Below are 24,097 nucleotides of genomic sequence, written 5' to 3'. Positions count from 1 at the left end.
ATCCCGGGAAATGGAACCGACCAACACGCGCGAAAGCCTGCATGTCTTATGTAGTTATTCTCAATACCGAGTCCGGGAAAGGTGACGACAACCCCGGCGCAGACACGCTTGAACGCTTGTTCGAGGCGCGCGGCGTGCAGGTAAGCATCGTGCCTGTAAAAGGCGGTGACGATATAGCGGCGAAGGTGGCGACGGCGATCGACGAGCCTGGAGTCGAATGCGTTGTCGCGGCGGGCGGAGACGGAACCATCTGCGCCGTTGCCGGGGCGCTGTCGGAAAGCGGGGTCGACCTTGGTGTCCTTCCGTTCGGCACGTTCAACTATTTCGCGCGGCGCTTTGGCATCCCCGAGGACGTCGAAGAGGCGGTCGAGGCGATCTGTGGAGAGCGCAAGGAGCCGATCGACCTTGGCTGTGTGAATGGACACATCTTTATCAACAACGCCAGTATCGGACTTTATCCTGCCATTCTGAAGCAGCGAGAGAGCATCTATCAGCGCTGGGGACGATCACGGCTTGCGGCCTATTGGTCGGTGCTTGTGGCGATGGTGACCGTTTATCGCCCGCTGACCATGCGCATCGAGGTCGACGGCAGGTTGCAAAGCGCAAAGGCGCCGACGATGTTCGTCGCGATGAGTGCCTATCAAATGGATGAATTCGAGATCGAGGGCGCCGACGCGGTCAGGAACGGCAAGTTCGCGATATTGCTGGCGCCGGATGTCGGCCGCTTCATGCTGATCTGGAAGGCATTGCTGGTCGCGCTGCACGACGTGCGCAAAGGTCGGGACTTTACCTTGCTGACCGGCGAACGCGCAACTGTGGAGACCAGGAGGTCTGCCCGAGATGTCGCGCTGGACGGAGAGCGCAGGCGGATGAAAGGGCCGTTCGAGTTCAGTATTCTGAAGAACGCCATTTTCGTACGCCTGCCCGAGGCCACCAGCCAGGCGGACGCGGCGGAATGATCCGCCTGGTACAGATCAGCGACCTGCATTTCGGCAGGGAAGACCCGGACCTTCTGGATCCGCTCAGGACGGCGATAGAAACAGCGGCGCCCGATCTGGTTATCATGGCCGGTGATTTCGTTCAGCGCGCGCGTGCGTCGCAGTTTCGACCCGCCGCCGACTTCATGAATTCGCTGGGTCGGCCGTGGCTGGGTGTGCCGGGCAATCACGACATTCCGCTTTACAACCTGCTTTTGAGGGCTTTGGACCCGTTTCGGCGCTACAGGCGCTGGATTTGTCCAGAGCTTGAACCCTGCGTCGATTTGGGCGACGTCAAGGTCGTTGGCCTGAACACGACAGACCCGTGGGCACACCAGCGGGGGCGCGTGGGTGAAAACGATGTGCACAGAGTGGGAGAGGCAATCTCGTCGCATCAGGGCGGTCTGACCGTGATCGCCGCACATCATCCGTTTCACCATGCCCCGGATGTGGAAAAGGATCTGATGATTGGTGCCTCGGAGGCGCTGGAACACTGGGCCCGTTGCGGGCCTCACGTCATCATGTCGGGGCATCTTCACCAGTGGCTGGTTGAACCTTTCGTGCGTCGAAAGGGCGCGAACATGACCTTGCAGCTGCATTGTGGTACCGGTCTTTCCACCCGCCGGCGCGGCCATCCGAACGATTTTGCTGTGCTGGATTGCAGTGGCGAAGACGTGACCGTGACGCGGATGGTGGCCGAGAATGGCACCTTCCACGATTCCGGACGCACCCGGTACAAGATCGGCGGTCACGGCTGGGAAAGACAGGGCGCGCAAATAGAGCGATGAGGGGCGCGAGTGCATCCTTGCGCCCGTGCCAAAAGTGTTTCGCGGCAAACCTGAATCACAGCTTATCGCGAGACACTTTAGTTGCCGGATTTGGGTTTGAAGGACGCCGCGGATTGGTTGAACAGGATTGTGTTGTTGTCGACCCGGTGTCGCCCGCCATTCTGTTCGGACTTGTGCAGGTCGATGGCGCGTTGCACTGCCGGCCTTTCCTTGATCCGTGCGCGCCAGTCTGCCACGCGTGGGAAATCGTCAAGCGAAGCGCCGAGTGGCTTGGCGATGAAGGCCCAGGGGAATGCCAGCATGTCCGCGATGGAATAGTCGCCGAGGATGTAGTCTCGTGTTTCCAGCCGCGCTTCGAGCACGCCGAGGTTGCGGTCGTATTCGCCCAAGTACCGCTTGAAGCCGTAGTCGCGTTCGTCCTGCGGAGCGTAATTACGGAAATGGCTGAGCTGCCCGCCCATCGGGCCCTGATTGCCGACCTGCCAAAAGAGCCACTCCATCAGTTCCTTGCGGCCTCTGCGATCATTTTCCGGCGGGGCGAACCGGCGCGTCTTGTCGGCAAGATACAGCAAGATCGCGCCTGACTCGAAGATGGATACGGGTCCGTCGCCCCACTCCTCCGCTGGGGCGTGATCGACAATGGCCGGCATCTTCGCGTTGGGGCTGATCTTCATGAATTCGGGGGTGAACTGGTCCCCTTCGCTGAGGCGCATAAGGATCGGGCGATATTCTAGGCCTGTCTCCTCGAGCATGATGGCCGCCTTCCATCCATTGGGCGTGGGGGCGTAGTAAAGATCAATCATTCTTTGCTGTCCTGTGTATCCGTCGCGGCGCCGGACGCGATCAACTCGTCGATCTCGGCCGCTTCAAAGCCGGCCTCTGCCAGCACGGCGCGCGTGTCTTCGCCAAGCCGCCGGGCGGGCGAGGGGGTGTCGGTGGGGGTGCCGGAAAAGCGCGCGGGTGTCCTTGCCTGCCGCAGAGGGCCGGCCTGAGGATGGTTCTGTTCCACAACGATGCCGTTGGCGACGACCTGCGGGTGCGCGTAGACTTCGGCGCGGGTCAGGACCGGCGCGCAAGGCACGTCTTGGGCGCCGAGCCGCTGCATCCAGCTGTCTGTCGTGTCCTGCAACAAAGCTTCCTGCGTCAGTTCCAGACGGGCAGGTTTGTTTTCTTCACGCGCGGCAACGGTCGCGAAACGCGGGTCGTCCAGCCAGTCCGGCCTTTCAACGGCGGCGGCCAGGCCTGCCCAGGTGCTGTCCGTATGGGCCGAAACGGCCATCCAGCCATCGGCAGTCTGGTAGATCAACTCGACGAAGGTCTGCGCGGTGCCACTCTGGTCCGGCGTCACCTCGTCGCCGACAAATGTGTAGCCTGCCATGTCCGAACTCCACAGAAAGGCAAGAACCGTATCCAGCATGGAGATCTGGACGTGGCTGCCCTGGCCGGTGCGGGCGCGGGCGAGCAGGGCCGCGGTGATGCTTTGGGCCGCCTGGATTGCGGTCAGTTTGTCGGGCAGGATCGTGCGCACAAGCCGAGGTCGCGCGTCATCGGCGCCGCCTTGGACGCTGGCCAGCCCGGAGAGCGCCTGGATGAGCGGGTCATAGACAGGTTTGCCGGCCCAGTCGCCCTCGAACCCGAACCCCGATATGGAGGTGTATATGATATCGGGGCATACGGCCCGCACGGCTGCTTCGCCCAGGCCGATCCTCTCGGCGACGCCGGGTCTGAAGTTCTGAACGAAGACGTCCGCCGTTTCGCACAGCCTTAGGGCGGCGTCGACGCCGCGCTTGTCCTTGAGGTTCAGCGTCACCGACTTCTTGCCTCGGTTATTGTTCAGGAACGAGGCCGAAAACCCGCCGCGCCGACCGGTGACCTGGCGGCTGTGATCGCCACCTGCGGGATGCTCTATCTTGATCACATCAGCGCCCTGGTCCGCGAGGGTCATGGTGGCCAGCGGGCCGGAGATCATGGTTGTCAGGTCGATCACCCGAAACCCTTTGAGCGGTCCTGGCATGTGGTCGGCCTCCGTTACTTGATTGTTGACCTGTGGACATAGCGCGAAGTGATACCGCGCCTACATCGACATTTACAGCGACAAGGCAGACGCACCATGCCGCAATCGTGTCTCGGGTACGGGTGCGGCATGACTGCTGGTCGTGACCTGTCTCGCACGCTTTGCCATACGAACCTGCAAATACAGGTCGGTCGCGGATGCGCGTAAGGCGTGGCCGTGCGTGCTTCAGCAGGTGCGCAAGAGCCTGAGGGCATCGAAAACCGCCGCATGGATATTGCGCGAGGCCACGGCGTCGCCGATCCTGAAGAGCGAGAACCCGGCCTGCGCGTTGCGGATGATGGTCTGGGGGTGCCCGGCCAGCAGCGCGTCGCGGTCGACCTCGCCCAGATTGCGCGACAGGGGTTTCAGGTCGAAATAGACATCGTCGAGCGGAACCGTGCCATTGTTGACCACCACCTGGTCCACCTCGCGACTGGACTGCGCACCGCTGTAGTCGCTGCCGAGCCTTGCCACGAGTTGGTTGCCGGCACGCTCTATCGCATTCAGGCGCCAGGTGACGGTGAAGGTCACGTCGCGCCCCTGCATTTCGCGCAGGAAGGGCGTCAGGGTCATCGGCATCACTTCGGCGGACAGCGCGCGCTCGGGGCTGACGATCTCGACCCGGGCGCCGGTGGCCGCGATCATTTCGGCTGCCTGAAGACCTGCCGCGTCGCCCGCGTTGTCGAATACGAGCACGTTCCGGCCCGGCTGGGCGTCGCCTGAGAGAATGTCCCAGCTGGACACGGTCAGGTCCTGACCAGAGGTCAGCGGCGCATCGTGCGGCAGGCCGCCGGTGGCGACAATCACCAGATCCGCGCCTGCGTCGGTCACGGTGCCCGCCTCGGCATAGCTGTTGAAGTGGAACCGCACGCCCAAGCGTTCGCATTCGGTCATGCGCCAGCCGATCAGCGACAGGATCTCGCGCCGTCGCGGCGACTGGGCCAGAAGGCGCACCTGTCCGCCGGGATCGTTGGCGGCTTCGTGCAATTCGACCTGGTGGCCGCGCAGCGCGGCGACGCGCGCCGCCTCCAGTCCGGCGGGGCCGGCGCCGATCACAAGTACGCGGCGGGATGTTTCGGCCCGTTCGATCCGGTTGGGCTGTTCGCTTTCGCGCCCGGTCGAGGGGTTGTGGGCGCAGAGCGCGGCGGCCCCCTGAAACCGGCGGTCGAGACAGAAATTGGCCCCGACGCACGGACGAATGCGGTCCTCTTGGCCGGCCGCGATCAACCGACCGATATCCGGCTCCGCGAGATGTGCGCGGGTCATGCCGATCATGTCGACCATGCCGGAGGCGATGGCGTGCCGGGCGGTGGCCACATCGGCCACTTTGGCGGCGTGAAAGACGGGCATTCCGGTCGCCTTGCGCAGGCTGGCCGCGGCGTCGAGATGCGGCGCGCTGCGCATTCCGTGCACCGGGATCATGTCGGTCAGCCCGCCATCGGTGTCGATATGGCCGCGGGTCACGTTGAGAAAGTCCACGAGGCCGCTGTCGCGCAGCCGGCGAGATATCTCCATCCCTTCTTCGGCATCGACCCCGTCGGCGCGCATTTCGTCCCCGGCATAGCGCAGCCCCAGAAGGAAGTCCGGACCGACGCGGCGGCGGGTCTCTGTCAGGACCTCCATCGCGAGCCTCATGCGGTTTTCGAGCGAACCGCCGTAGGGCGCGTCGAGATGGTTGGAGCGCGGCGACCAGAACTGATCCAGCAGGTGGCCGGTGGCGAGAAATTCGAGCCCGTCGAGGCCGGCGTCGCGCATCCGTTCCGCGGCGGTGGCATAGTCGTCGATGATGCGGGCGATATCCCAATCCTCGGCCAGCTTGGCGGCGTGTCGATGCGCGACCTCGCGATCGTGCGTGGAAGATACGGTCGGCAGCCAGTCGCCACGATCCCAGCGGGTGCGCCGGCCGTGATGCGTTAGCTGGATCATGACAGCGCAGCCATGATCGTGGCATTCGTCGGCCAGTGCGCGCATATGCGGCACGATCTCGTCGCGATAGGCCTGCACGCCGCCGGAGCTAGGGGCGCTGTCGGGCGCGACCGCGGCAGAGCCGATCGTCATCGTCAGCGCCACCCCGCCGCGGGCGCGCGCGACGTGATAGGCGCGGTAGCGGTCCTTGGGCAGCCCGTCCTCGGAATAGCCGGGCTCGTGTCCGGTTATCAGTAGGCGATTCCTGAGCTTCAGGGGGCCAATCTGAAAGGGCTGCATCAGGGGATCGTCACGCATCGGTACTGGTTTCCTTCGATTGGCAGTCGCTTCGTACCGGCGCGGTCCGGGTCGCCGGGTCGGGGCTCGTGGGCAGCTTTGCAAATTACAAAGCGCATATGCTGTGGTATCCGAGGCGGAAACCGCAGAAAAAACCGTGACGATTGGTCGATACTATGTAGGAAGAGGTATCCGACCTGGTGCGGCAGAATCCGACGGCCCTTGCCGCGGCAGAAAAGGGATGTGCGAACGCATGGTGAAACAGCTAGGCAAGCCCGGAAATGGCGCGGTGTCCGCGGGGACCATGACTGTGGAGGACAGCTTTCGCGTGGACAAGTTCGTGGCGACCGCGCATCGGATCGGGCTGGCCGACCGTGCGCTTTTGCATGAGCTGACGGTGGGGGTCTTCTGGCCCCATCGCTGGCGGGACCTGGATGTCTTCATCTCGCTGGGCGAGGGATATCTGGCCGTGGACGAGATCGGCCGCGCGATGGGATCTGCCATGTGTTTTCGCGCGGAGCCAGATTTTGCCATGCTGGGCATGATGGTCACCGCGCCGCGGCTTCAGACGATGGGCACGGGGCGCTGGCTGTTGCGCCGGGTGATGAACGAATGCCCGAAGATGGATTTGCGACTGAGCGCCACGCGCCAGGGGTACAGGCTCTACAAGGAGGCGGGCTTTGTCCCGCTGACGACAATCTGGCAGCACCAGGGCATTACGCGTCGGGTGCAGGTGCCCGATGCTGTGCCGGGCGTCACGGCGCGTGCGCTGGAGTCGGAGGATACCGCAGCAATCACGGCATTGGATACGCATGCGTATGGTGCTGCGCGGGACAAAACCCTGCGGGAGATGCTGCGCCTTTCCGACGGCATGGTCGTCGAGCGCGACGGCACGATCTGTGGTTTCGCGCTGCGCCGCCGTTTCGGGCGTGGCTGGGTTGTCGGACCTGTGGTCGCCGAGACCGAGGACATCGCGATGATGCTGGCCGCCCCGCTTATCAAACGCAGTGAGGGCGAATTCGTGCGGCTGGACACGCCGGAGGACAGCGAGAAATTCAATGCCTTCCTGTCGGCCATCGGTATGGGCGTCTACGACACGGTCACCGAAATGTATCTGGGGCGCCAGCGCCGTCCGCTGGACGGACCGCGCATGTTCGGGCTGGCCGCCCATTCGTTGGGCTGAGCGCGGTCCGCGATCAGGTCAGGCGATCCTTGAGAGAAAACCACATGCCGACCAAAGGCAGGAACCACGGTCGGCCCGAATAGCCCGGTACGGTCGGCCAGTCGAGTCCCGCCAGCGGGTTCATACCCTCGCGCCCCATGGCAAGGTCTGCGAGCGATGCGCCCACAAGGGTGGACATCTGCGCGCCGTGGCCTGAATAGCCCATGCCGTAGATCATGCCGTCCATCTCGCCGGCGCGGGGCAGCCTGTCCTTGGTCATGCCCACGAGCCCGCCCCAGCAGTAGTCGATCGGCACATCGGCGATATGCGGAAAGATCTGCGCCATGCCGGCGCGCAGGATGGCGCCGGACCTGGCGTCGGACCGCTGGTCGGACGTGGCCGAGAACCGCGCCCGCCCGCCGAAGATCAGGCGGTTGTCGGGCGACAGGCGAAAGTAATTGCCGATGTTCATGGAGGTCACGCAAGTGCGGTTTCCCGGCATGGTTGCCGCGACTTCCGCGTCGTCGAGCGGGCGCGTGGCCACGATGAATGAGCCGACCGCGATAATACGTTTGCGGAAGGGTGCGAGCGGGGCGCCGCGGTGGACACCGGAATAGGCGTCGGTCGCGGCGATGACCCGCTCCGCCCGAAGGGCACCGCGCGGTGTATCAAGCCGCCAGCTTCCATTTACCTTGCGCCGGTCTGTCACCGGCGCGCCTTCCCAGATACGTGCGCCATGGCCGGAGGCGGCGCGGGCCAGGCCGGCGACATAGCGGCCCATATGCATCATCGCCGATTTCGGCTGAAGCGTGGCGCCGTGGAAGGCGCGTGAGCCGATCTCGCCCTTCAGGTCCGAAGGTTCGAGCCAGCGCGCCTCGGGGTCGACCTCGCGAGCGATGAGCTCGCAATTGGCGCGCAGGCCGGCGACGTGGCCGGGTTTCGAGGCAAGCTTGAGCTTGCCCGAGCGGCGGAAATCGCAGGCGATGCGTTCCTCGGCGATGATATCCTCGATCATGTCGATCGACTGGTCATAGGCCTTGTAAAGCGCGTGGGCGCGGGTTGCGCCCAGATGCGCCTTGGCAGCGGCATAGCCATGCGAGAGGCCGTTGTTAAGATGCCCGCCGTTGCGGCCCGAGCCGCCCGCGCCCACATGCACCGCCTCGAGCAGGGCCACCGACACGCCCGCGCGCGCCAAGCGCAGCGCGGCGCTGAGACCGGTGAAGCCGCCACCGATGATGGCGACGTCGAACTGGCCTTCGACCGGGCCTTCGCAACCACCATCGAAGGGCGGGGCGGTGTCGAGCCAGTAGGAGGTGTATTTCATATCGTTCACCGCGTGCGTCAAAGCCCGACCAGTGCGGGCAGTTTCGAGATGTCCGGAATCTCGGTGTAGCCATAATAGGGATTGGCCGGTTCGTGGCCACGATTGACCCAGGCTTTGTGCGTGATGCCAAGATCATGTGCCGTCATCAGGTCGTAGCGGAAACTTGAGGAGACGTGCAGAACATCCTCGGGGCCGCAGCCCAGCTGGTCGAACATGTACTCGAAGGCCTGCATCCGGGGTTTGTAGGCCTGCGCATCCTCGGCGGTGAACACATGCGTGATGGGCACGCCGAGATTGGCGATGTTGTGCGGGATCTGGCTGTTCATCGCGTTGGTCAGAGCAACGAGGGGGATCTTGCCGGCGATTTTGGAAAGCCCGGCGGTGACGTCGGGATGCGGGCCCCAGGTGGGCACGCGCTCGTAGATTTCGGCGGCGACAGCGGGATCGAACGCTACGTTGTTGCGTTTGCAGGTGCGTTCGAGCGAATTGTGCACGACCTCGGCATAGGGTTTCCAGGCGCCCAGCACCTCGTCGAGGCGGTAGGCGCTGAAATCGCGGATGAAGATCTCCATACCTTCGGGCGAGAGCACCTTTTCGTAGTGGTCGCGTGCGGCCTGGCCCATGTCGAAGAAGATCATGGTGCCGTGGCAGTCGAAAGTGATAAATTTGGGGGTGACGGGCATAGGGGTCTCCAAGGGTTCCGGTTTTCGTTATCCTCGCCGCATCCGGACGGAATGGATTGCCGGGTTTCCGGCGCGCGCCGCAGGATATCGCGTTGATCGGGCGGGAGGCGGCAAAAGGTGCCGTGGTGCCGCGGCGATGCGATGACAGGCACCGGTCTTTTCGTGGCAGGATGGGCTATGCAGGATTGAAGACAGGAACAAGGGGTTTGATACGCAATGCCATTTTCGGACGTACCCGAAGAGATGTTGGATGAACTCGTTGGTCACGAGACAGTCGTAGGGCGTCCGAATCTGTCGCTGATCCATGCCGTAGCGGATTGGTTGGACGGTCACGGTATATCCTGCCGCGTTCTGGTGGGGCCGGAGGGCGACAGGGCCAATCTTTTCGCCACGATAGGAGACTCGGAGCAACCGGGATACGTTCTGTCGGGACACGTGGATGTGGTGCCGGCGGGTGAGCCGGAATGGCAGGCCGATCCGTTCACCTTGCGCCGTCAGGATGACCGGCTGATTGGACGGGGTGCGTGCGACATGAAAGGGTTCGTGGCGGCGGTCTTGGCGGCCGCGCCGGATCTGGCCAAAATGACGCCTGCCGTTCCGATCCACATTGCACTGTCCTATGACGAGGAGGCCGGGTGCAAGGGCGTGCCGCACATGATCGCGACAATGCCCGAGCTTTGCGCGCCGCCGCTTGGCTGCATCGTGGGTGAGCCCACCGGGTTGGTGCCCGTGTTGGCGCACAAGGGCAAGGCCGCGCTACGCCTGCGGTCGAGAGGCGTCGCGGGTCACAGTTCGCGGCCAGATCTTGGAACGAACGCGATCCACGCGCTGCTGCCGGTGCTGGCCGCGGCTCAGGCGCAGGCGCAGGCGCTTGAAGCCGGCGGGCCGCGGGACGACCGCTTTGCACCGCCGTGGTCCAGCCTTCAGATCGGCACCGTGGCAGGCGGTCAGGCGCTCAATATCATTCCGGAGCGGGCGGAAGCCGAAATCGAGGCCCGTGCCATCGCCGGCACCGAACCCAGGACGCTGCTGGCCCCAGTGATAGAAGCGGCGGAAAGGGAGTGTGTCGCCACCGAATGGCTGTCGAGCTATCCGCCGCTTGCGCTGGATGAGGATGACCCGCTGGCAGCTCTGATGGCGGAGATGTCGGGCTTTGCGCCCATCGGGGCCGTCAGTTTCGGGACCGAGGCCGGCCTGTTTCAGCAGGCAGGCATTCCAGCAATTATATGTGGACCGGGCGACATCGCGCGCGCGCACCGGCCAGAGGAATATCTGACACTGCCCGAGCTGCACGCCTGCCACGAGATGATTCTGGCGCTGGGCCGCCGCTGCGCCGCTTAGCGGCGGCATTTCATGCGGCGAAGCCTGCGACAGGCGACAGAAAACAGCCGGTCGTATTTCGCATCAGGCGAAACATGCCGGTACGCGCGGCCTAGGGTGCAGGGAAATCAGCAAGAGTAAGCCCATGTCCCAGGCATCCGCGCCAACGCAACCCGCAGAAAAACTCGAAATCCGGTCGCTTGGCGCGGAGCATGTAGCCGGTGCGCTGGCCCTTTCGCGCCAGGTCGGCTGGCCGCACCGGAAGGAGGATTGGGACCTTGCCCTGACCGTCTCGGAAGGGGTTGTCGCGACCCGAGGGGACGTGGTCAGGGGAACCGCCTGTTGCAGCCGGTTCGGAACGGTCTCGCTGATCAACATGATCATCGTCGACGAGGCGATGCGCGGGCGTGGCCTTGGCCGGCGGCTCATGGACGCCGTCATGGCACTTGGGGCGGGCGGCGAAATGCGTCTGGTGGCAACGCGCGACGGTCTGCCGCTGTACGAAAAGCTTGGCTTTGTATCCACGCATGAAATCCGGCAGCACCAGGGCATAGCGCGCACGGCCGCGCCGGAACGTGAAGTTTGCGATGGCACAGTGGACGATATCGGCCGTCTTGCGGACATGGATCGTGAAGCCTGCGGGCTTGAGCGGCAGGGCCTGCTGGAGCGGATCGCGGCGCAGGGGCAGGTGCTTTTGGCCGAGGGCGGCTTTGCGTTTTTGCGCGAGTTCGGGCGCGGTCACGTCGTCGGACCCGTGGTGGCGAACGATCCGGCCGTAGCGCGCGCGCTGATCGCCGCGGCCGCGCACAGGTGTGCGGGCCAGTTTCTGCGCATCGACCTGCCCGAGAGCGCCGGACTGTCGGAATTCGTCGAGGCGCTGGGGCTTGCGCATGTTGGCGGAGGGACCGCGATGGTTCTCGACCCTGAGCCGGCCAAGTCCGGAAGCTATACGACATACGCGCTTGTATCCCAGGCGCTTGGATAATCGGAGAAGATCATGCTTACAAATTCCCTTGTCGAACTCGACCGCCGGCACCTTGTGCACCCCCTTTCCTCGTTTCACGGGCACGAGGCGCGCGGTGTGCGCGTCATGCGATCCGCGCAAGGGGCGCGGGTGACCGACAACGAAGGTCATGAACTGATCGACGGCTTTGCCGGTCTGTGGTGCGTCAATGCCGGCTATGGGCAGGAAAGCGTGGTCGAGGCCGCCATGGCGCAGATGCGGGAACTGCCCTATGCCACAGGGTATTTCGGTTTGGGCGCCGAGGCGCCGATCCGGCTGGCCGCAGAACTGGCCGAACGCGCGCCGGGAGATCTGGACCATGTCTATTTTACCCTTGGCGGATCCGACGCGGTGGACAGCGCCGTGCGGTTCATACGCTATTACTGGCACTCGAAAGGCCAGCCGGAGCGGGATCAGTTCATCTCGGTCGCGCAGGGGTTTCACGGTTCGACATCGGCGGGTGCGGGGCTGACGGCGCTGCCGGTCTTTCACGAGGGCTTCGGCGTGCCCTATGACTGGCAGCACAAGATTCCGTCGCATTATGCTTATCGCAATCCGGTTGGGTCGGACGAGGCCGGGATCATCGCGGCGTCGACGGCGGCCCTGCGTGCCAAGGCCGAGGAGCTTGGCCCCGAGCGCGTCGCCGCGTTTTTCGTCGAGCCGATCCAGGGGTCGGGCGGGGTCCTGGTGCCGCCCAAGGGCTGGATCAAGGCGATGCGCGAGGTCTGCACCGAGCTTGGCATCCTGTTCGTGGCGGACGAGGTGATTACCGGATTCGGCCGGACCGGACCACTTTTCGCCAGCGAAGAGGAAGGGATCGTGCCTGACCTGATGACGGTCGCCAAGGGGCTGACCTCGGGCTACGCGCCCATGGGGGCGGTGTTCATGCGCGATCACGTCTACCAAACGATCGGCGAAGGCGCGGGCCAGAAGCTGATCGGGCACGGGTTTACCTACTCGGGTCATCCTGTGTCGGCGGCGGTCGGGCTGGAGGTGCTGAAGCTTTACGAGGGCGGGTTGCTGGACAACGGTCGTCGCCAGGGCGCGCGCCTGCAGGCGGGGCTGGCAGGCCTATCGGACCATCCGCTTGTGGGCGATGTCCGCGGTCGCGGGATGCTCGCGGCGGTGGAACTTGTCACCGACGAGGACAAGAAGACACCGCTGCCCGCAGCGGCGCTGGAGGGTGGTACGCGGCTGTTCGACCGCGCCTACGAGAACGGTTTGATCGTGCGTGCGTTTGCGCAGGGCATCCTGGGTTTTGCCCCGCCACTGTGCTGTACCGACGCCGAGATCGACGAGATCATCGACCGTACGCGCCGGGTGCTGGACCTGACGTTGGAAGATCCCGAGATCCGCGAGGCGCTGCGCGTATGACCTTGTTGTTGATCGGGCCGACAGAGCGGGGACGGGTCTGGAGCCAAGTTTTCGAAGAGGCGGGGGAGCGCATGGTGTTCGGCGAAGACGCCGTGGCGGACCCCGACGCCATCGTGCATATCGCCTGCTGGAACCCGCCCGAAGACCTTGGGCGCTATCCCAACCTGAAAACCGTCATCAGCACCGGCGCAGGTGTCGACCAGATGCCGGCGCTGCCGCAGGGCGTGAGCCTTGTGCGCACTTTTGCGTCCAGCGTCGACGAGATGGTGCGCGACTGGGTCCTGATGGCGAGCCTGATGCTCTTCCGGGACATGCCGCGCTATCTTACGCAAGCGGCCGACGGAGACTGGTGCGCCCATCCGCCCAAGGCCGCCAGCAGCGGCCGTGTCGGTATCATGGGGCTGGGGCGGATCGGCCGCGCGGTTGCGGACGTCATGACGCCGCTTGGCTTTGACGTCGCGGGGTGGAGCAGGTCGGGCGCGCCCGTGCCTGGCATCGAGGTTTATGGCGAGGATGATCTGGAGCCGTTCCTGGCGCGGACCGACATGCTGATCTGTCTGCTGCCGCTGACCGATGAAACGCGGGGGCTTTTATCGGGGCGTGTATTCGGGATGCTGCCCCGAGGCGCGTCGCTTGTCCAGGCGGGGCGCGGTGCGCAACTGGATATGGAGGCGATGCGCGGCGCTTTGGATAGCGGGCAATTGCGGGGGGCGATGCTTGACGTGACTGAGCCCGAGCCGCTGCCGAATGACCATTGGGCGTGGCGCGATCCGAGGGTCATCGTCACACCGCACATCGCCGGGCAAACGGATGCCGAAGAAGGAGCGCACCACGCACTGGCGGTCATTCGCGCTTGTCGGGATGGCCAGCCTCTGCCCGGTCTGGTTCACCAAAAGAAGGGATACTGAGCGCATGAAAGGCACGGCATTTCGCACTGCGCACTCGGGCAGAACGAAAGATTCTGCTGCATCTTCGGCAAATTTCGATGTCACAGTCTTTGCCGGTCCGGCGAATATCGAATGATAGGGTGCGCCGTGCCTTCAAGTTGCGGCGCGGCAAGGAAAGAAAAGGTTCCCATGACCCAGACCACAGCGACAAAGCCCTTGAGCGCCTTCAGCTACGTCAGCTTCGACGTGGTCGGCACCTTGATCGACTTTGAATCGGCGATCATCGGAGCGATCGAGAGTATCGCGTCCGAGGCTGGCGTTCAGCTTGATCGCGAAGAGGTTCTGTCGCTGTACGGGGCGGCGCGGCGCGCCCCCGAGGCGGGACTGTTCCCGGATGACCTGGGCCGTTGCTATGCCGGTATTGCCGCCAAATTCGGTCTGCCCGACACGCCCGAATTGCGCAGCCGCGTGATCGAGGCGGTGGGCGAGGCAGAGCCATTCGCCGACAGTGTCGAGGCGCTTGAAAGTCTGGCCGCGCGCTTTCGGCTGATCGCCATGACAAACGCCCGGCGCTGGGCCTTCGAGAAATACGAGGCGAAGCTGGGGCATCCGTTTTGGGCCAGTTTCACCACCGACGACACCGGCACCGAAAAGCCCGATCCCGCCTTCTTTCACAAGGTCTTTGCCTTCGTGGAAGAAAAAGGCGGCACGACGGGCGGTATCCTGCATACGGCGCAAAGCCAATATCACGATATCGGCGTTTCGCGTCAGCTTGGCATGACGAATGCATGGATCGAGCGGCGGCACGGCCAGGCGGGATATGGCGGCACGATCGCGCCCGAGTCCTTTACCGAACCCGATTACCATTTCAAGTCGCTTGGCGAGCTGGCCGATGCGGTCGCCCGCGACGCCGGACCCTAGGCCCGGCTTCCTGCTCCGAACCGGTCGAGAGAGCCGGGCAGGGGCTTCACTGAACCAGAAACCGATAAAACAACAGGGAAGACAGAACATGACCCACTCCAAACCTACCAACTGGACCGCGCGCGACGACGCGATGGTCGAGAGTGCCATCCGCCGTGGTGCATCGCGCCGTGATTTGCTGAAGATGCTCATGGGCTCGGGTATCGCCGTTGGCGCCGGCGGCAGTCTGCTGATGAGTGCAAGCCGCGCCGTGGCCCAGACGCCCAAGACCGGTGGCCACCTCAAGGCCGCGGGCTGGTCGGCTTCGACCGCCGATACGCTTGATCCGGCGAAAGCGTCGTTGTCCACCGACTACACGCGCTGCTGCGCGATCTACAATCGCCTGACGTTCCTGAACGAGGCGGGCGAGGTCGAGATGGAACTGGCCGAGGCGGTCGACTCGGACGACGCCAAGACCTGGAACGTCAAGCTGCGGCCTGGCGTCACCTTCCACGACGGCAAGACGCTGAGCTCTGCCGATGTGGTCTTTACGCTGAAGCGCCATCTGGATCCCGATGTGGGCTCCAAGGTGAACTCGATCGCGTCGCAGATGGCCGAGATCGAGGCGGTGGACGATCTGAACGTGAAAATCGTTCTGTCGGAACCCAACGCCGACCTGCCCACAATCCTGTCGCTGCACCACTTCATGATCGTGGCAGACGGCACCACGGATTTCGCCAAGGGCAACGGCACCGGCGCGTTCAAGGTAGAGGAATTCGAGCCGGGTGTCCGGTCGATCCTGGTAAAGAACCCGGATTACTTCAAGGAAAGCGGGCCCTACCTGGACAGCTTTGAATACTTCGCCATTCCCGACAACAATGCCCGCGTCAACGCGCTTTTGTCCGGGGACATCCACCTGGCCGCGGCGGTCAACGCGCGGTCCTTGCGGATGATGGAAGGCCAGCCGAACGTCGAAACGATGATCAGCACCTCCGGTAACTATACCAACCTCAACATCCGTCTGGACCTGGACCCGGGTGCGAAGGCCGGGTTCATCGAAGGCATGAAGCACCTTGTGCGCCGCGAGCAGATCCAGAAATCGGTTCTGCGTGGCATGGCCGAGATCGGCAACGACCAGCCGGTTTCGCCCGCCAACCGCTATCACAACAGCGAGTTGCAGCCCAAAGCATACGATCCCGAAAAGGCCAAGGCGCTGTTCGAAAAAGCCGGACTGCTGGGGCAGACCATTCCGATTGTGGCATCCGACGCCGCCAACGCGTCGATCGACATGGCGACCGTGGTGCAACAGGCCGGGGCAGAAATCGGCATGACCTTTGACGTGCAGCGTGTGCCCTCAGACGGCTATTGGTCGAACTACTGGCTGAAGTCGCCGGTCCATTTCGGCAACATCAACCCGCGACCGACGCCGGACATCCTGTTCTCGCTGCTGTATCACTCCGAGGCGCCGTGGAACGAAAGCCAGTACAAGTCCGACAAGTTCGACAGCATGTTGGTCGAGGCGCGCGGGCTGCTGGACGAGACCAAGCGGACCGACATGTATTGGGAGATGCAGGAGATGGTGGCCAACGAGGCCGGTACGATCATCCCGACCTACATCTCGAACGTCGATGGCATGGCCAAGGAGCTGAAGGGAATGCGTCCGAACCCGCTGGGCGGGCAGATGGGCTATGCCTTTGCTGAATACGTCTGGCTGGACGCCTGAGGCCCCGGCTGAACCAAACGCCCGCGCGTGGTATCATGCGCGGGCCACTTTCATTTTTGATACGCGAGGCGTCTGATGCTCCGCTCGACCACAACATGGATCCTTGTCGGCAAACGGCTGGGTATTGCGTTTCTGACGCTGATCATCGTGTCTTTTGCGGTGTTCTTTGCCACGGAAATGCTGCCGGGTGACGTGGCGCAAATCCTGCTGGGCCAGGCGGCGACCCCGGAGGCGGTGGCAGGCCTGCGCGAGGCGATGGGGCTTGACGAGCCGGCGCTGCAGAGGTTCCTGGGCTGGTTGGCGGGGCTTGCCACCGGCGACATGGGACGTTCTTACGTCAATGGCATCGACGTGGCCGAGCTGTTGGGCGGGCGTTTGCAGAATTCGCTGCGGCTGGCCGGGATCGTGACGGCGATCTGCGTGCCGGTGGCGCTGACCCTGGGGATCGTCGCCGCGATGTATCGCGGCTCTTGGCTGGACCGGGCGGTTTCGGTCGCCACGATTTCGGTCATCTCGGTGCCCGAGTTCATGGTGGCGACGCTGGCCGTTCTGGTCTTTGCCGTCTGGCTCGACTGGCTGCCGGCGCTGAGCTATGGCGTAAATGTCGACAGCATCGGCGCGATGTTGCGGGCCTATGCGATGCCGGTGATCACCCTGAGTTTCGTCGTGTCGGCGCAAATGATCCGCATGACCCGGGCTGCCGTGATCGAGACGATCGAGACGCCGTATGTCGAGATGGCGCTGCTGAAAGGCGCCTCGCGCCAGCGCATGGTGCTTGTCCATGCCCTGCCGAACGCGCTGGGTCCCATTGCCAACGCGGTGGCGCTGTCGCTCTCGTATCTCGTGGGTGGGGTGATCATCGTCGAGACCGTCTTCAACTATCCCGGAGTTGCCAAGCTGATGGTAGATGCCGTCTCGACCCGGGACCTGCCACTGATCCAGTCCTGCGCGATGGTCTTTTGCGTCAGCTACCTGACGCTGATCACGCTGGCGGACATGGTCGCAATCCTCTCGAACCCAAGGCTACGCCAGTGATGACGACAACCAACGGCTCTTCCCGCAAATTCCGCCTGCCGACGCCCGCAAACATGGGCTACAGCTTTGGCTGGGTGGGCAGGATCGGCGCCGCGATCATCCTGTTCTGGGCGATCGTCGCGCTGGTCGGCAATTGGATCACCCCTTACCCGGTGGGTGAGATCGTCGACTGGGACTATTTCAGCGGCGTTAGCGCGGCGCATTGGATGGGCACGGATTATCTGGGACGGGACATCTTCTCGCGCGTTCTGATGGGCGCACGCTACACGGTGGGGATTGCATTGGCGGCGGTGACGCTGGCCTGTTCGATCGGTGTGATTTTGGGCATGATCGCGGCGGTCATCGGTGGCTGGTTCGACACGCTGCTGTCGCGGCTGCTGGATGCGTTCAACGGCATCCCCTCGCTGCTTTTCGGCCTTGTTGTCGTAGCTGCTGTGGGCTCCTCGATTCCGGTTCTGATCCTGACGCTGGCGGCGATCTACATGCCCGGTTCGTACCGGTTTGCGCGGGCGCTGGCGGTCAATATCAACACGATGGATTTCGTCACCGTGGCGCGGGCAAGGGGCGAAGGCACGCCCTACATGATCGCGCGCGAGATCTTTCCCAACATCCTGGGGCCGGTGCTGGCGGACCTGGGCCTTCGGTTCGTCTTTATCGTTCTGGTCCTGTCCGGTCTGTCGTTCCTTGGCCTGGGCGTTCAGCCGCCCTATGCCGACTGGGGCGCACTGGTGCGCGAGAATATCGAGGGGCTGAGCCTTGGGGCGCCGGCGGTGATCTTTCCCTGCATCGCCATCGCGTCGCTGACCATCTCGGTGAACATGTTCATCGACAACCTTCCCACCAAGATCAGAGACAGGGCAGACTGATGACAGATACTCCACTTGTTTCCGTCCGCGACCTGCATATCGGCGCGGTGACCGACTCGGGCCGGAATGTCGAGATCATCCGCGGCGTGGATTTCGACATTGCGCCGGGTGAGATGCTGGCGCTGATCGGCGAATCCGGGTCGGGCAAGACGACGATTGCGCTGTCGCTGATGGGCCATACGCGCCGCGGCTGCGACATCAAGGGCGGCACCATTCGCGTGGGCCAGCACGACATCACCGGCATGAGCGAACGCAAACGGGCGCGGCTGCGCGGATCGGACGTATCGTATGTTCCTCAATCCGCGGCGGCGGCGTTCAACCCGTCAAAGCGGATCATGGATCAGGTGGTGGAGGCGGCCCGCATCCACGACATGATGCCGCTCGAAAAGGCGCGGGAGCGCGCGCGGTCGCTCTTTCGTGCGCTGGCCCTGCCCGATCCCGACACGATTGGTGACCGGTATCCGCACCAGGTGTCGGGGGGGCAGCTTCAACGTCTGTCGGCGGCCATGGCCCTGATCGGCGATCCGGAACTGGTCATTTTCGACGAACCGACGACGGCGCTAGATGTCACCACGCAGATCGAGGTGCTTCGCGCGTTCAAACGGGTGATGAAAGACGGCGGGATGGCCGGTGTCTATGTAAGCCATGACCTTGCCGTTGTGGCGCAGATCGCGGACCGGATCGTGGTACTGAAAAACGGCGAGATCCAGGAGCAGGGCACGACCGAGCAGATTCTGAAAGCGCCGAAGCACCCCTATACCAAGGAATTGCTGGCGGCCTTCGACCCGGTACCGCACGAGCCCGTCGCCCAGGTCGAACCCGAGAAGGAGACCCCGATCCTGGAAGTTCGGAACCTGTGCGCAGGGTACGGCCCGATGAAGGATGGTGAGCCTCTGGCCAAGGTGATGCGCGACGTGAATTTCGAGTTGTATCGCGGCCGGAATCTGGGCGTGATCGGCGAGTCCGGCTCTGGCAAGTCAACGCTGGCTCGAGCCGTCGCCGGAATTCTGCCGGCCTATCGCGGCGAGGTGCTGTTGGACGGGAAGGTGCTGGACCCGTCGCTGGGCAAGCGCAGCAAGCAGGAATTGCGCCGTGCGCAGATCGTCTTTCAATTGGCCGATACGGCGCTCAATCCGGCGCATTCTGTCGGCGCGATCATCGCGCGGCCTCTGAAGTTCTACAAGGGCCTGCGCGGCGAGGCCTGCGAGAAGCGCGTGATCGAACTCTTGAACATGGTCCACTTGCCTCCGGCTCTGCGGCATCGCCTGCCGTCGGAACTGTCGGGCGGGCAGAAACAGCGTGTAAACCTGGCGCGCGCGCTGGCGGCCGAGCCTGAACTGATCCTGTGTGACGAGATCACCTCGGCGCTGGACACGGTCGTTGCCGCCGCGATTCTGGACCTGCTGAAGGAACTGCAACAGGAGTTGGGCCTTAGCTACATGTTCATCAGCCACGACCTGTCGACGGTCGAGGCGATCTGCGATGACGTTCTGGTGATGTACAAGGGCGAGGTCGTCGAGGCGCTGCCGGCGGCGCGCATGTCAGACGAGGCCACACATGCCTATTCGCGTCTGCTGGTCTCTTCGGTTCCGCAGCTGGATACCGGATGGCTGGCCGGGCTGGAGCAGGACCCGGAACTGCTGGCGGCATTTTCGGACCGATAGCGCGGGTTCGGGGTATCACTGGGTGTCGGCAAAGAGCCGGGTCAGGGGCAGTTGCCGCTTGACGAAGGGTGTCTTCATCACGACGAAGCTGAAATATTTGTCGATCACTTCGCTGCGGTCGATGAGGTCCTCGATGATCTCTTGATAGTCGCTGATTCCCGACGTGACGAACTTTGCCAGATAATCGTAGCCGCCCGAAATCAGGTGGCATTCGACACAATTGTCAATTTTCTCAAGCGCCTCCTGGAAGCGGGCGAAATCGATCTGCCGATGGTTCTTCAGGGTGAATTCGGTGAAGACGGTCAGTGTCTCACCTAGCTTGGCCACGTTAATCAGCGCAGAATACCCGGTGATGTATCCGGATTTCTGAAGCTTCTTGACGCGGGTCAGGCACGGCGAGGGCGACAGATGGACGAGATCGGCCAGTTCGACATTCGTGATCCGGCCGTTGCGCTGCAACTCGGCCAGGATTCTGACGTCGATGCGGTCCAGCTTTTGCGAATTGCTCATCCGTCCTGTCCTTGCATGAATTGGCCCTCCACGCCATGCCGTGGTTTGCCCGCCCACGAGCGCCAGCGAATACGCAACGATCTGCCGGTCATCTTCCCATATGCGGCACAAAGCACCGAAACTCTACAGCTATGTTTCGGGAAACACGTGGAATAATCATGCCTGCACCCTTGCTCGATATCGAAACACATACCGAAGTTCCGGAGCACGCCGATTGCGTGGTCATCGGCGGCGGAATCGTGGGCGTCAGCGCCGCCTACTGGCTGGCCCGCGCCGGGCAACGCGTCGTCCTGCTGGAAAAAGGCCGGATCGGCGCGGAACAATCGAGCCGCAACTGGGGGTGGTGCCGCCAGCAGAATCGCGATGCGCGCGAGTTGCCGCTGTCCACGCGGAGCCTTGGATTGTGGGAAGAGATGACTGCCGATATCGGCGCGGACCTGGGTTTTCGGCGCTGCGGGTTGTTGTACCTGTCGAACGATGCGGCGGAACTGGACGGCTGGGCGCGCTGGGGAAAGTTTGCCCGCGGCGAGGGTGTGGACACGCGGATGCTGAGCGCAGACGAAGCAACCGAGCGCGGATCGGCCACGGGCAAGGACTGGCAGGGCGGTGTCTGGTCGCCCAGTGACGGGGTTGCGGACCCGTCGCGGGCCGCACCGTTGATCGCGACGGGGATCATCCAGCACGGCGGTACGGTCGTTCAGGGCTGCGCGGCGCGCGGGCTGGAAACCGAAGGCGGGGCGGTCTCTGCCGTTATTACCGAGCGCGGGACGATCCGCACCCGTGTGGCCGTGATGGCCGGCGGGGCATGGGCCGGCAGCTTCATGCACCGGCACGGCATTAGGTTTCCGCAGGCTGCGGCGCGCAGTTCGATCCTGTCGGTGGCGCCGGGCGCGACGGGCATTCCGGATGCGCTGCACACCGCCAAGGTGTCCGCAACGCGGCGCCGCGACGGTGCTTATACCCTTGCGGTCTCGGGCCTGGCCAATATTGATCCCACACCCGGAGCCATCGCAGAAGCGCGCCATTTCCTGCCGATGTTCGCACGGCGCTGGCGCGTGCTGCGCCCGGGCGGATTGCAGGCCTGGCGCGCCGGGTTCGAGACGCGCAAGCTCTGGGCGTTTGACCGCGAGACTCCGATGGAGCGTGAGCGCATCCTTGACCCCGTGCCCAGCAAGGCGCTGGTCGACCTGACGCTGAAACGTGCCCGCACCCTGTTGCCTGCGCTGAGCGGACTGCCCGTGCAGGCGAAATGGGCCGGCTACATCGACAGCACGCCCGATGGCGTGCCGGTCATCGATGCCGATGTCGGAACGCCGGGTGTGGTACTGGCCGCGGGTCTGTCTGGACATGGGTTCGGCATAGGTCCCGGCGTCGGGCATCTGGTGGCCGACATGGTGTTGGGGCGCGCGCCGATCACCGAGACACGGCAATACCGGCTTGATCGGTTCGGCAAGGGACAATGGGGCAAGGTGGCGGACTTCTGATCTCATGCGGCGAACCGCGTGATGGCGAATTCTTTCAGCGGAGTCTCGCACTGCCCTGTTGCGATCAGTTCTGCCATGGCCGCGCCGACGCCGGGCCCCAGCTGAAACCCGTGCCCGCAGAACCCGAACGCGTGGAAGAGACCGGGTGTCGTGCCCGAAGGCCCCATGATGGGCAGCGCGTCGGCCACATAGCCTTCGCAACCGGACCATTGACGTATGATGGCCACGTCGGCCAGGGCAGGAACCAGCTTGAGCACCGCGGCGACCTGGGCGGGCAGGCGGGCGGGATCGGGACGCGCAAACCCCGGCTCGGACTCGATGCGCACGCGGTCGACCGCCCCGCCGAAGACGACATTGCCACGTTCGACCTGCCGCAGATAGGCACCGTGCGTCTGGGACCAGACCCCGACGACCGGCGCAATGCGATAGGGCAGGGGTTCGGTCACCGCCATTTGCGGCCCCCAGGTTTCCAGGGGCACATCTTCGTCGAATTGCGCAGCGACGGAACGGCCCCAGGCACCTGCGCAGTTGAGCAAATTCGCGGCGCGAAAGGTGCCTTTGGCCGTCTTGACCTCGAAGCCGGCGTCACTGGTTCGGATCTCCGAGACAAGAGCCTCGTCGACCACGCGTGCCCCTGCGCGCGCGGCGGCGTCTGCGAATGCCGGGCCAACCAATCGGGGGTTTGCGGATCCGTCGTTTGGCGAGAAGGAGGCGGCAATGGCTGTTGGACCGAGACCCGGAAACCGGGTGCGCAGCTGGGCGGGGTCGAGTTCATCGAGGATCAGGCCCTCGGCCTGAGCCGACTGGGCGAAGGCGCGCATGTCATCCAGGCTTTCGGAATCGAAAATCAGGCGCAAGTGCCCGGTCGGTCGAAATTCCACATCGCGGCCAAGGAGCGTCTCCGCCTCGTTCCAGATCGACAGTGAACGCGCTGCCAGCGGCAGTTGCGACAGGTGACGCCCGCTGCGCCGGATGTTGCCGAAAGAGGCCACGGTTGCCCCGGCACCGATCCGACCGCGCTCGATCAGGGTCACGCGGACGCCGCGTCGCGCCAGAAAGAAGGCCGATGCCGTTCCCATCAGGCCGCCACCGAGTACGATCACATCCATGCAGCATTGTCCCTTTGGCCCAGGAATTTGCGCAATGAGACGCGTTACAACGGCTTGAGTCAAAGACCGGATCCGTGGCACGCTATAAGCTGCACCTATGGGGTATGAACGATGCGCGCGCGTCAGCTTGAAGTCTTCACCGCCGTGATGCGGGCCGGAACCGTTACCGGGGCCGCGCGCCTGCTCAATATTTCCCAGCCCGCGCTGAGCCAGATTCTGATCCACACCGAGGCGCAGCTGGGCTTCGACCTTTTCGACCGCGAGAAAGGCCGTTTGCGGCCGACGCCCGAAGCGTTTGAAATTTATCCCGAGGCCGAACGCCTGTTTGCGGGGCTTGAAGGATTAAGGCGCAAGACATCCGATTTGCGGTTGGGCCGGGCGGGACTGGTGCGCATTGCCGCCTCGCCGCCGCCCGGAATGTCGCTGCTGCCGCGCGCCCTGAGTGCGTTCCGCGCGAATCACCCCGATGTGGTGCTGCGGACACATGTCGCGCCCTTGGCGGCTATGGTGGACCTGCTGCGCAAGGGCGATGCCGCGATGGCACTGGCGCTGGATGACAACCTTCCGCCCGACATCACGGTCGAGCAAATCGGAAAGACGCATTTCTGCTGTCTTCTGCCGGTGGATCATCCTTTGGCCATTCAGGACACGCTCGATTATGCAGATCTGAAGGACGAGACACTTATCTCCTATCGCAGTCAGACCCGGCCGCATGACGAATTGGACATGGCCATGCGCAGGCGCGGAATCAGTTTTTCGCCGCAGATCGAGATCGACAGTTCAATTTCGGCAGCGGGATTCGTGCGGGCCGGCTTGGGTGTCGCGCTGGTCGATGCGCTTTTGCCGTGGGAGCAGTTTCCGGGCATCCTCACGCGACCTCTGAGCGATACGCCAAGCCTTCCGGTTTCCCTGCTGGTGTCCCGGGACCGAAGCCTGTCGCGCGCCGAAGTGGCGATGCGCAAGCTGTTGCACGCCACGCCCGTGACCGAGGCATAAGCTCTTCTTATGCGCTGCCGCGCGATCAGTCTTGGAC

General features: G+C 63.9%; 21 protein-coding genes. 14 read left to right on the top strand and 7 right to left on the bottom strand.

Annotation, left to right across the window (positions count from 1 at the left end; genetic code table 11):
- Positions 1–41: 41 nt before the first annotated feature.
- Together XM53_RS19175 and XM53_RS19170 are read left to right on the top strand one after the other, a co-directional pair.
- Entirely contained in the window at positions 42–959 is a 918-nt protein-coding gene (locus XM53_RS19175) for a diacylglycerol/lipid kinase family protein (RefSeq protein WP_057796297.1), read from the top strand.
- On the top strand, positions 956–1,765 hold the full coding sequence (locus tag XM53_RS19170) for a metallophosphoesterase family protein (protein ID WP_057796295.1): 810 nt from the start codon (positions 956–958) through the stop codon (positions 1,763–1,765). The genes XM53_RS19175 and XM53_RS19170 overlap by 4 nt, the downstream gene beginning before the upstream one ends.
- A gap of 77 nt (positions 1,766–1,842) precedes the next feature.
- On the opposite strand, the gene XM53_RS19165 is transcribed toward XM53_RS19170, so the two are convergent.
- The 3 genes from XM53_RS19165 to XM53_RS19155 all read right to left on the bottom strand — a co-directional run bounded on the left by XM53_RS19165 (position 1,843) and on the right by XM53_RS19155 (position 6,041).
- Positions 1,843–2,568: a glutathione binding-like protein gene (locus XM53_RS19165; RefSeq protein ID WP_057796293.1), complete on the bottom strand. Its 726-nt coding sequence runs from the start codon at positions 2,566–2,568 to the stop codon at positions 1,843–1,845.
- Positions 2,565–3,779: a CaiB/BaiF CoA transferase family protein gene (locus XM53_RS19160; protein ID WP_057796291.1), complete on the bottom strand. Its 1,215-nt coding sequence runs from the start codon at positions 3,777–3,779 to the stop codon at positions 2,565–2,567. The genes XM53_RS19165 and XM53_RS19160 overlap by 4 nt, the downstream gene beginning before the upstream one ends.
- A gap of 225 nt (positions 3,780–4,004) precedes the next feature.
- Positions 4,005–6,041, bottom strand: coding sequence for an NADH:flavin oxidoreductase (locus tag XM53_RS19155; protein ID WP_057796289.1), 2,037 nt, complete (start codon positions 6,039–6,041; stop codon positions 4,005–4,007).
- A gap of 232 nt (positions 6,042–6,273) precedes the next feature.
- Between XM53_RS19155 and XM53_RS19150 the strand changes: the two genes are divergently transcribed.
- Positions 6,274–7,203, top strand: a complete 930-nt coding sequence (locus XM53_RS19150) for a GNAT family N-acetyltransferase (protein ID WP_144435615.1) — start codon at positions 6,274–6,276, stop codon at positions 7,201–7,203.
- 13 nt (positions 7,204–7,216) lie between these two features.
- Here XM53_RS19150 and XM53_RS19145 read toward each other — a convergent pair whose 3' ends face one another.
- Together XM53_RS19145 and XM53_RS19140 are read right to left on the bottom strand one after the other, a co-directional pair.
- Complete coding sequence (locus XM53_RS19145) at positions 7,217–8,506, bottom strand: NAD(P)/FAD-dependent oxidoreductase (protein WP_057796285.1); 1,290 nt, start codon at positions 8,504–8,506, stop codon at positions 7,217–7,219.
- 17 nt (positions 8,507–8,523) lie between these two features.
- On the bottom strand, positions 8,524–9,189 hold the full coding sequence (locus XM53_RS19140; RefSeq protein WP_057796283.1) for a haloacid dehalogenase type II: 666 nt from the start codon (positions 9,187–9,189) through the stop codon (positions 8,524–8,526).
- A 216-nt stretch (positions 9,190–9,405) separates the two neighbouring features.
- Between XM53_RS19140 and argE the strand changes: the two genes are divergently transcribed.
- The 9 genes from argE to XM53_RS19095 all read left to right on the top strand — a co-directional run bounded on the left by argE (position 9,406) and on the right by XM53_RS19095 (position 19,961).
- A complete protein-coding gene (gene argE, locus XM53_RS19135; protein ID WP_057796281.1) occupies positions 9,406–10,530 on the top strand; it encodes an acetylornithine deacetylase in 1,125 nt (374 codons plus the stop codon).
- 124 nt (positions 10,531–10,654) lie between these two features.
- Positions 10,655–11,494, top strand: a complete 840-nt coding sequence (locus tag XM53_RS19130; RefSeq protein WP_057796278.1) for a GNAT family N-acetyltransferase — start codon at positions 10,655–10,657, stop codon at positions 11,492–11,494.
- Positions 11,495–11,506: 12 nt separating this feature from the next.
- The gene (locus tag XM53_RS19125) at positions 11,507–12,886 is read left to right on the top strand and encodes an aspartate aminotransferase family protein (protein WP_057796276.1); all 1,380 of its coding nucleotides are present in this window, start codon (positions 11,507–11,509) and stop codon (positions 12,884–12,886) included.
- Positions 12,883–13,794, top strand: a complete 912-nt coding sequence (locus tag XM53_RS19120; RefSeq protein WP_057796274.1) for a 2-hydroxyacid dehydrogenase — start codon at positions 12,883–12,885, stop codon at positions 13,792–13,794. The genes XM53_RS19125 and XM53_RS19120 overlap by 4 nt, the downstream gene beginning before the upstream one ends.
- Positions 13,795–13,962: 168 nt before the next feature.
- Positions 13,963–14,694, top strand: a complete 732-nt coding sequence (locus XM53_RS19115) for an HAD-IA family hydrolase (RefSeq protein ID WP_057796272.1) — start codon at positions 13,963–13,965, stop codon at positions 14,692–14,694.
- 88 nt (positions 14,695–14,782) lie between these two features.
- Entirely contained in the window at positions 14,783–16,396 is a 1,614-nt protein-coding gene (locus tag XM53_RS19110; protein WP_057796270.1) for an ABC transporter substrate-binding protein, read from the top strand.
- Between the two features lie 75 nt (positions 16,397–16,471).
- Positions 16,472–17,431, top strand: coding sequence for an ABC transporter permease (locus XM53_RS19105; protein WP_057796268.1), 960 nt, complete (start codon positions 16,472–16,474; stop codon positions 17,429–17,431).
- A complete protein-coding gene (locus XM53_RS19100) occupies positions 17,431–18,297 on the top strand; it encodes an ABC transporter permease (RefSeq protein ID WP_057796266.1) in 867 nt (288 codons plus the stop codon). The genes XM53_RS19105 and XM53_RS19100 overlap by 1 nt, the downstream gene beginning before the upstream one ends.
- The gene (locus XM53_RS19095; protein WP_057796264.1) at positions 18,297–19,961 is read left to right on the top strand and encodes an ABC transporter ATP-binding protein; all 1,665 of its coding nucleotides are present in this window, start codon (positions 18,297–18,299) and stop codon (positions 19,959–19,961) included. The genes XM53_RS19100 and XM53_RS19095 overlap by 1 nt, the downstream gene beginning before the upstream one ends.
- Before the next feature lie 15 nt (positions 19,962–19,976).
- Here XM53_RS19095 and XM53_RS19090 read toward each other — a convergent pair whose 3' ends face one another.
- Positions 19,977–20,471, bottom strand: a complete 495-nt coding sequence (locus XM53_RS19090) for an Lrp/AsnC family transcriptional regulator (protein WP_057796262.1) — start codon at positions 20,469–20,471, stop codon at positions 19,977–19,979.
- A 158-nt stretch (positions 20,472–20,629) separates the two neighbouring features.
- On the opposite strand from XM53_RS19090, the gene XM53_RS19085 reads away from it, so the two are divergent.
- Complete coding sequence (locus tag XM53_RS19085; protein ID WP_057796260.1) at positions 20,630–21,955, top strand: NAD(P)/FAD-dependent oxidoreductase; 1,326 nt, start codon at positions 20,630–20,632, stop codon at positions 21,953–21,955.
- Positions 21,956–21,957: 2 nt separating this feature from the next.
- Here the strand turns inward: XM53_RS19085 and XM53_RS19080 are convergent, their stop codons facing one another.
- A complete protein-coding gene (locus XM53_RS19080; protein ID WP_057796258.1) occupies positions 21,958–23,064 on the bottom strand; it encodes an NAD(P)/FAD-dependent oxidoreductase in 1,107 nt (368 codons plus the stop codon).
- Positions 23,065–23,175: 111 nt separating this feature from the next.
- Here XM53_RS19080 and XM53_RS19075 point away from each other — a divergent pair, with 111 nt between their 5' ends.
- Positions 23,176–24,060 (top strand): LysR family transcriptional regulator, encoded by an 885-nt coding sequence (locus XM53_RS19075; protein WP_057796256.1) that lies wholly within the window; start codon positions 23,176–23,178, stop codon positions 24,058–24,060.
- Positions 24,061–24,097 lie beyond the last annotated feature (37 nt).

The sequence above is a fragment of the Roseovarius atlanticus genome, from assembly GCF_001441615.1.
Taxonomy (GTDB): domain Bacteria; phylum Pseudomonadota; class Alphaproteobacteria; order Rhodobacterales; family Rhodobacteraceae; genus Roseovarius; species Roseovarius atlanticus.
Note: the sequence above shows the minus strand (reverse complement) of the source record. Positions and strands in the feature narration are given on the sequence as shown.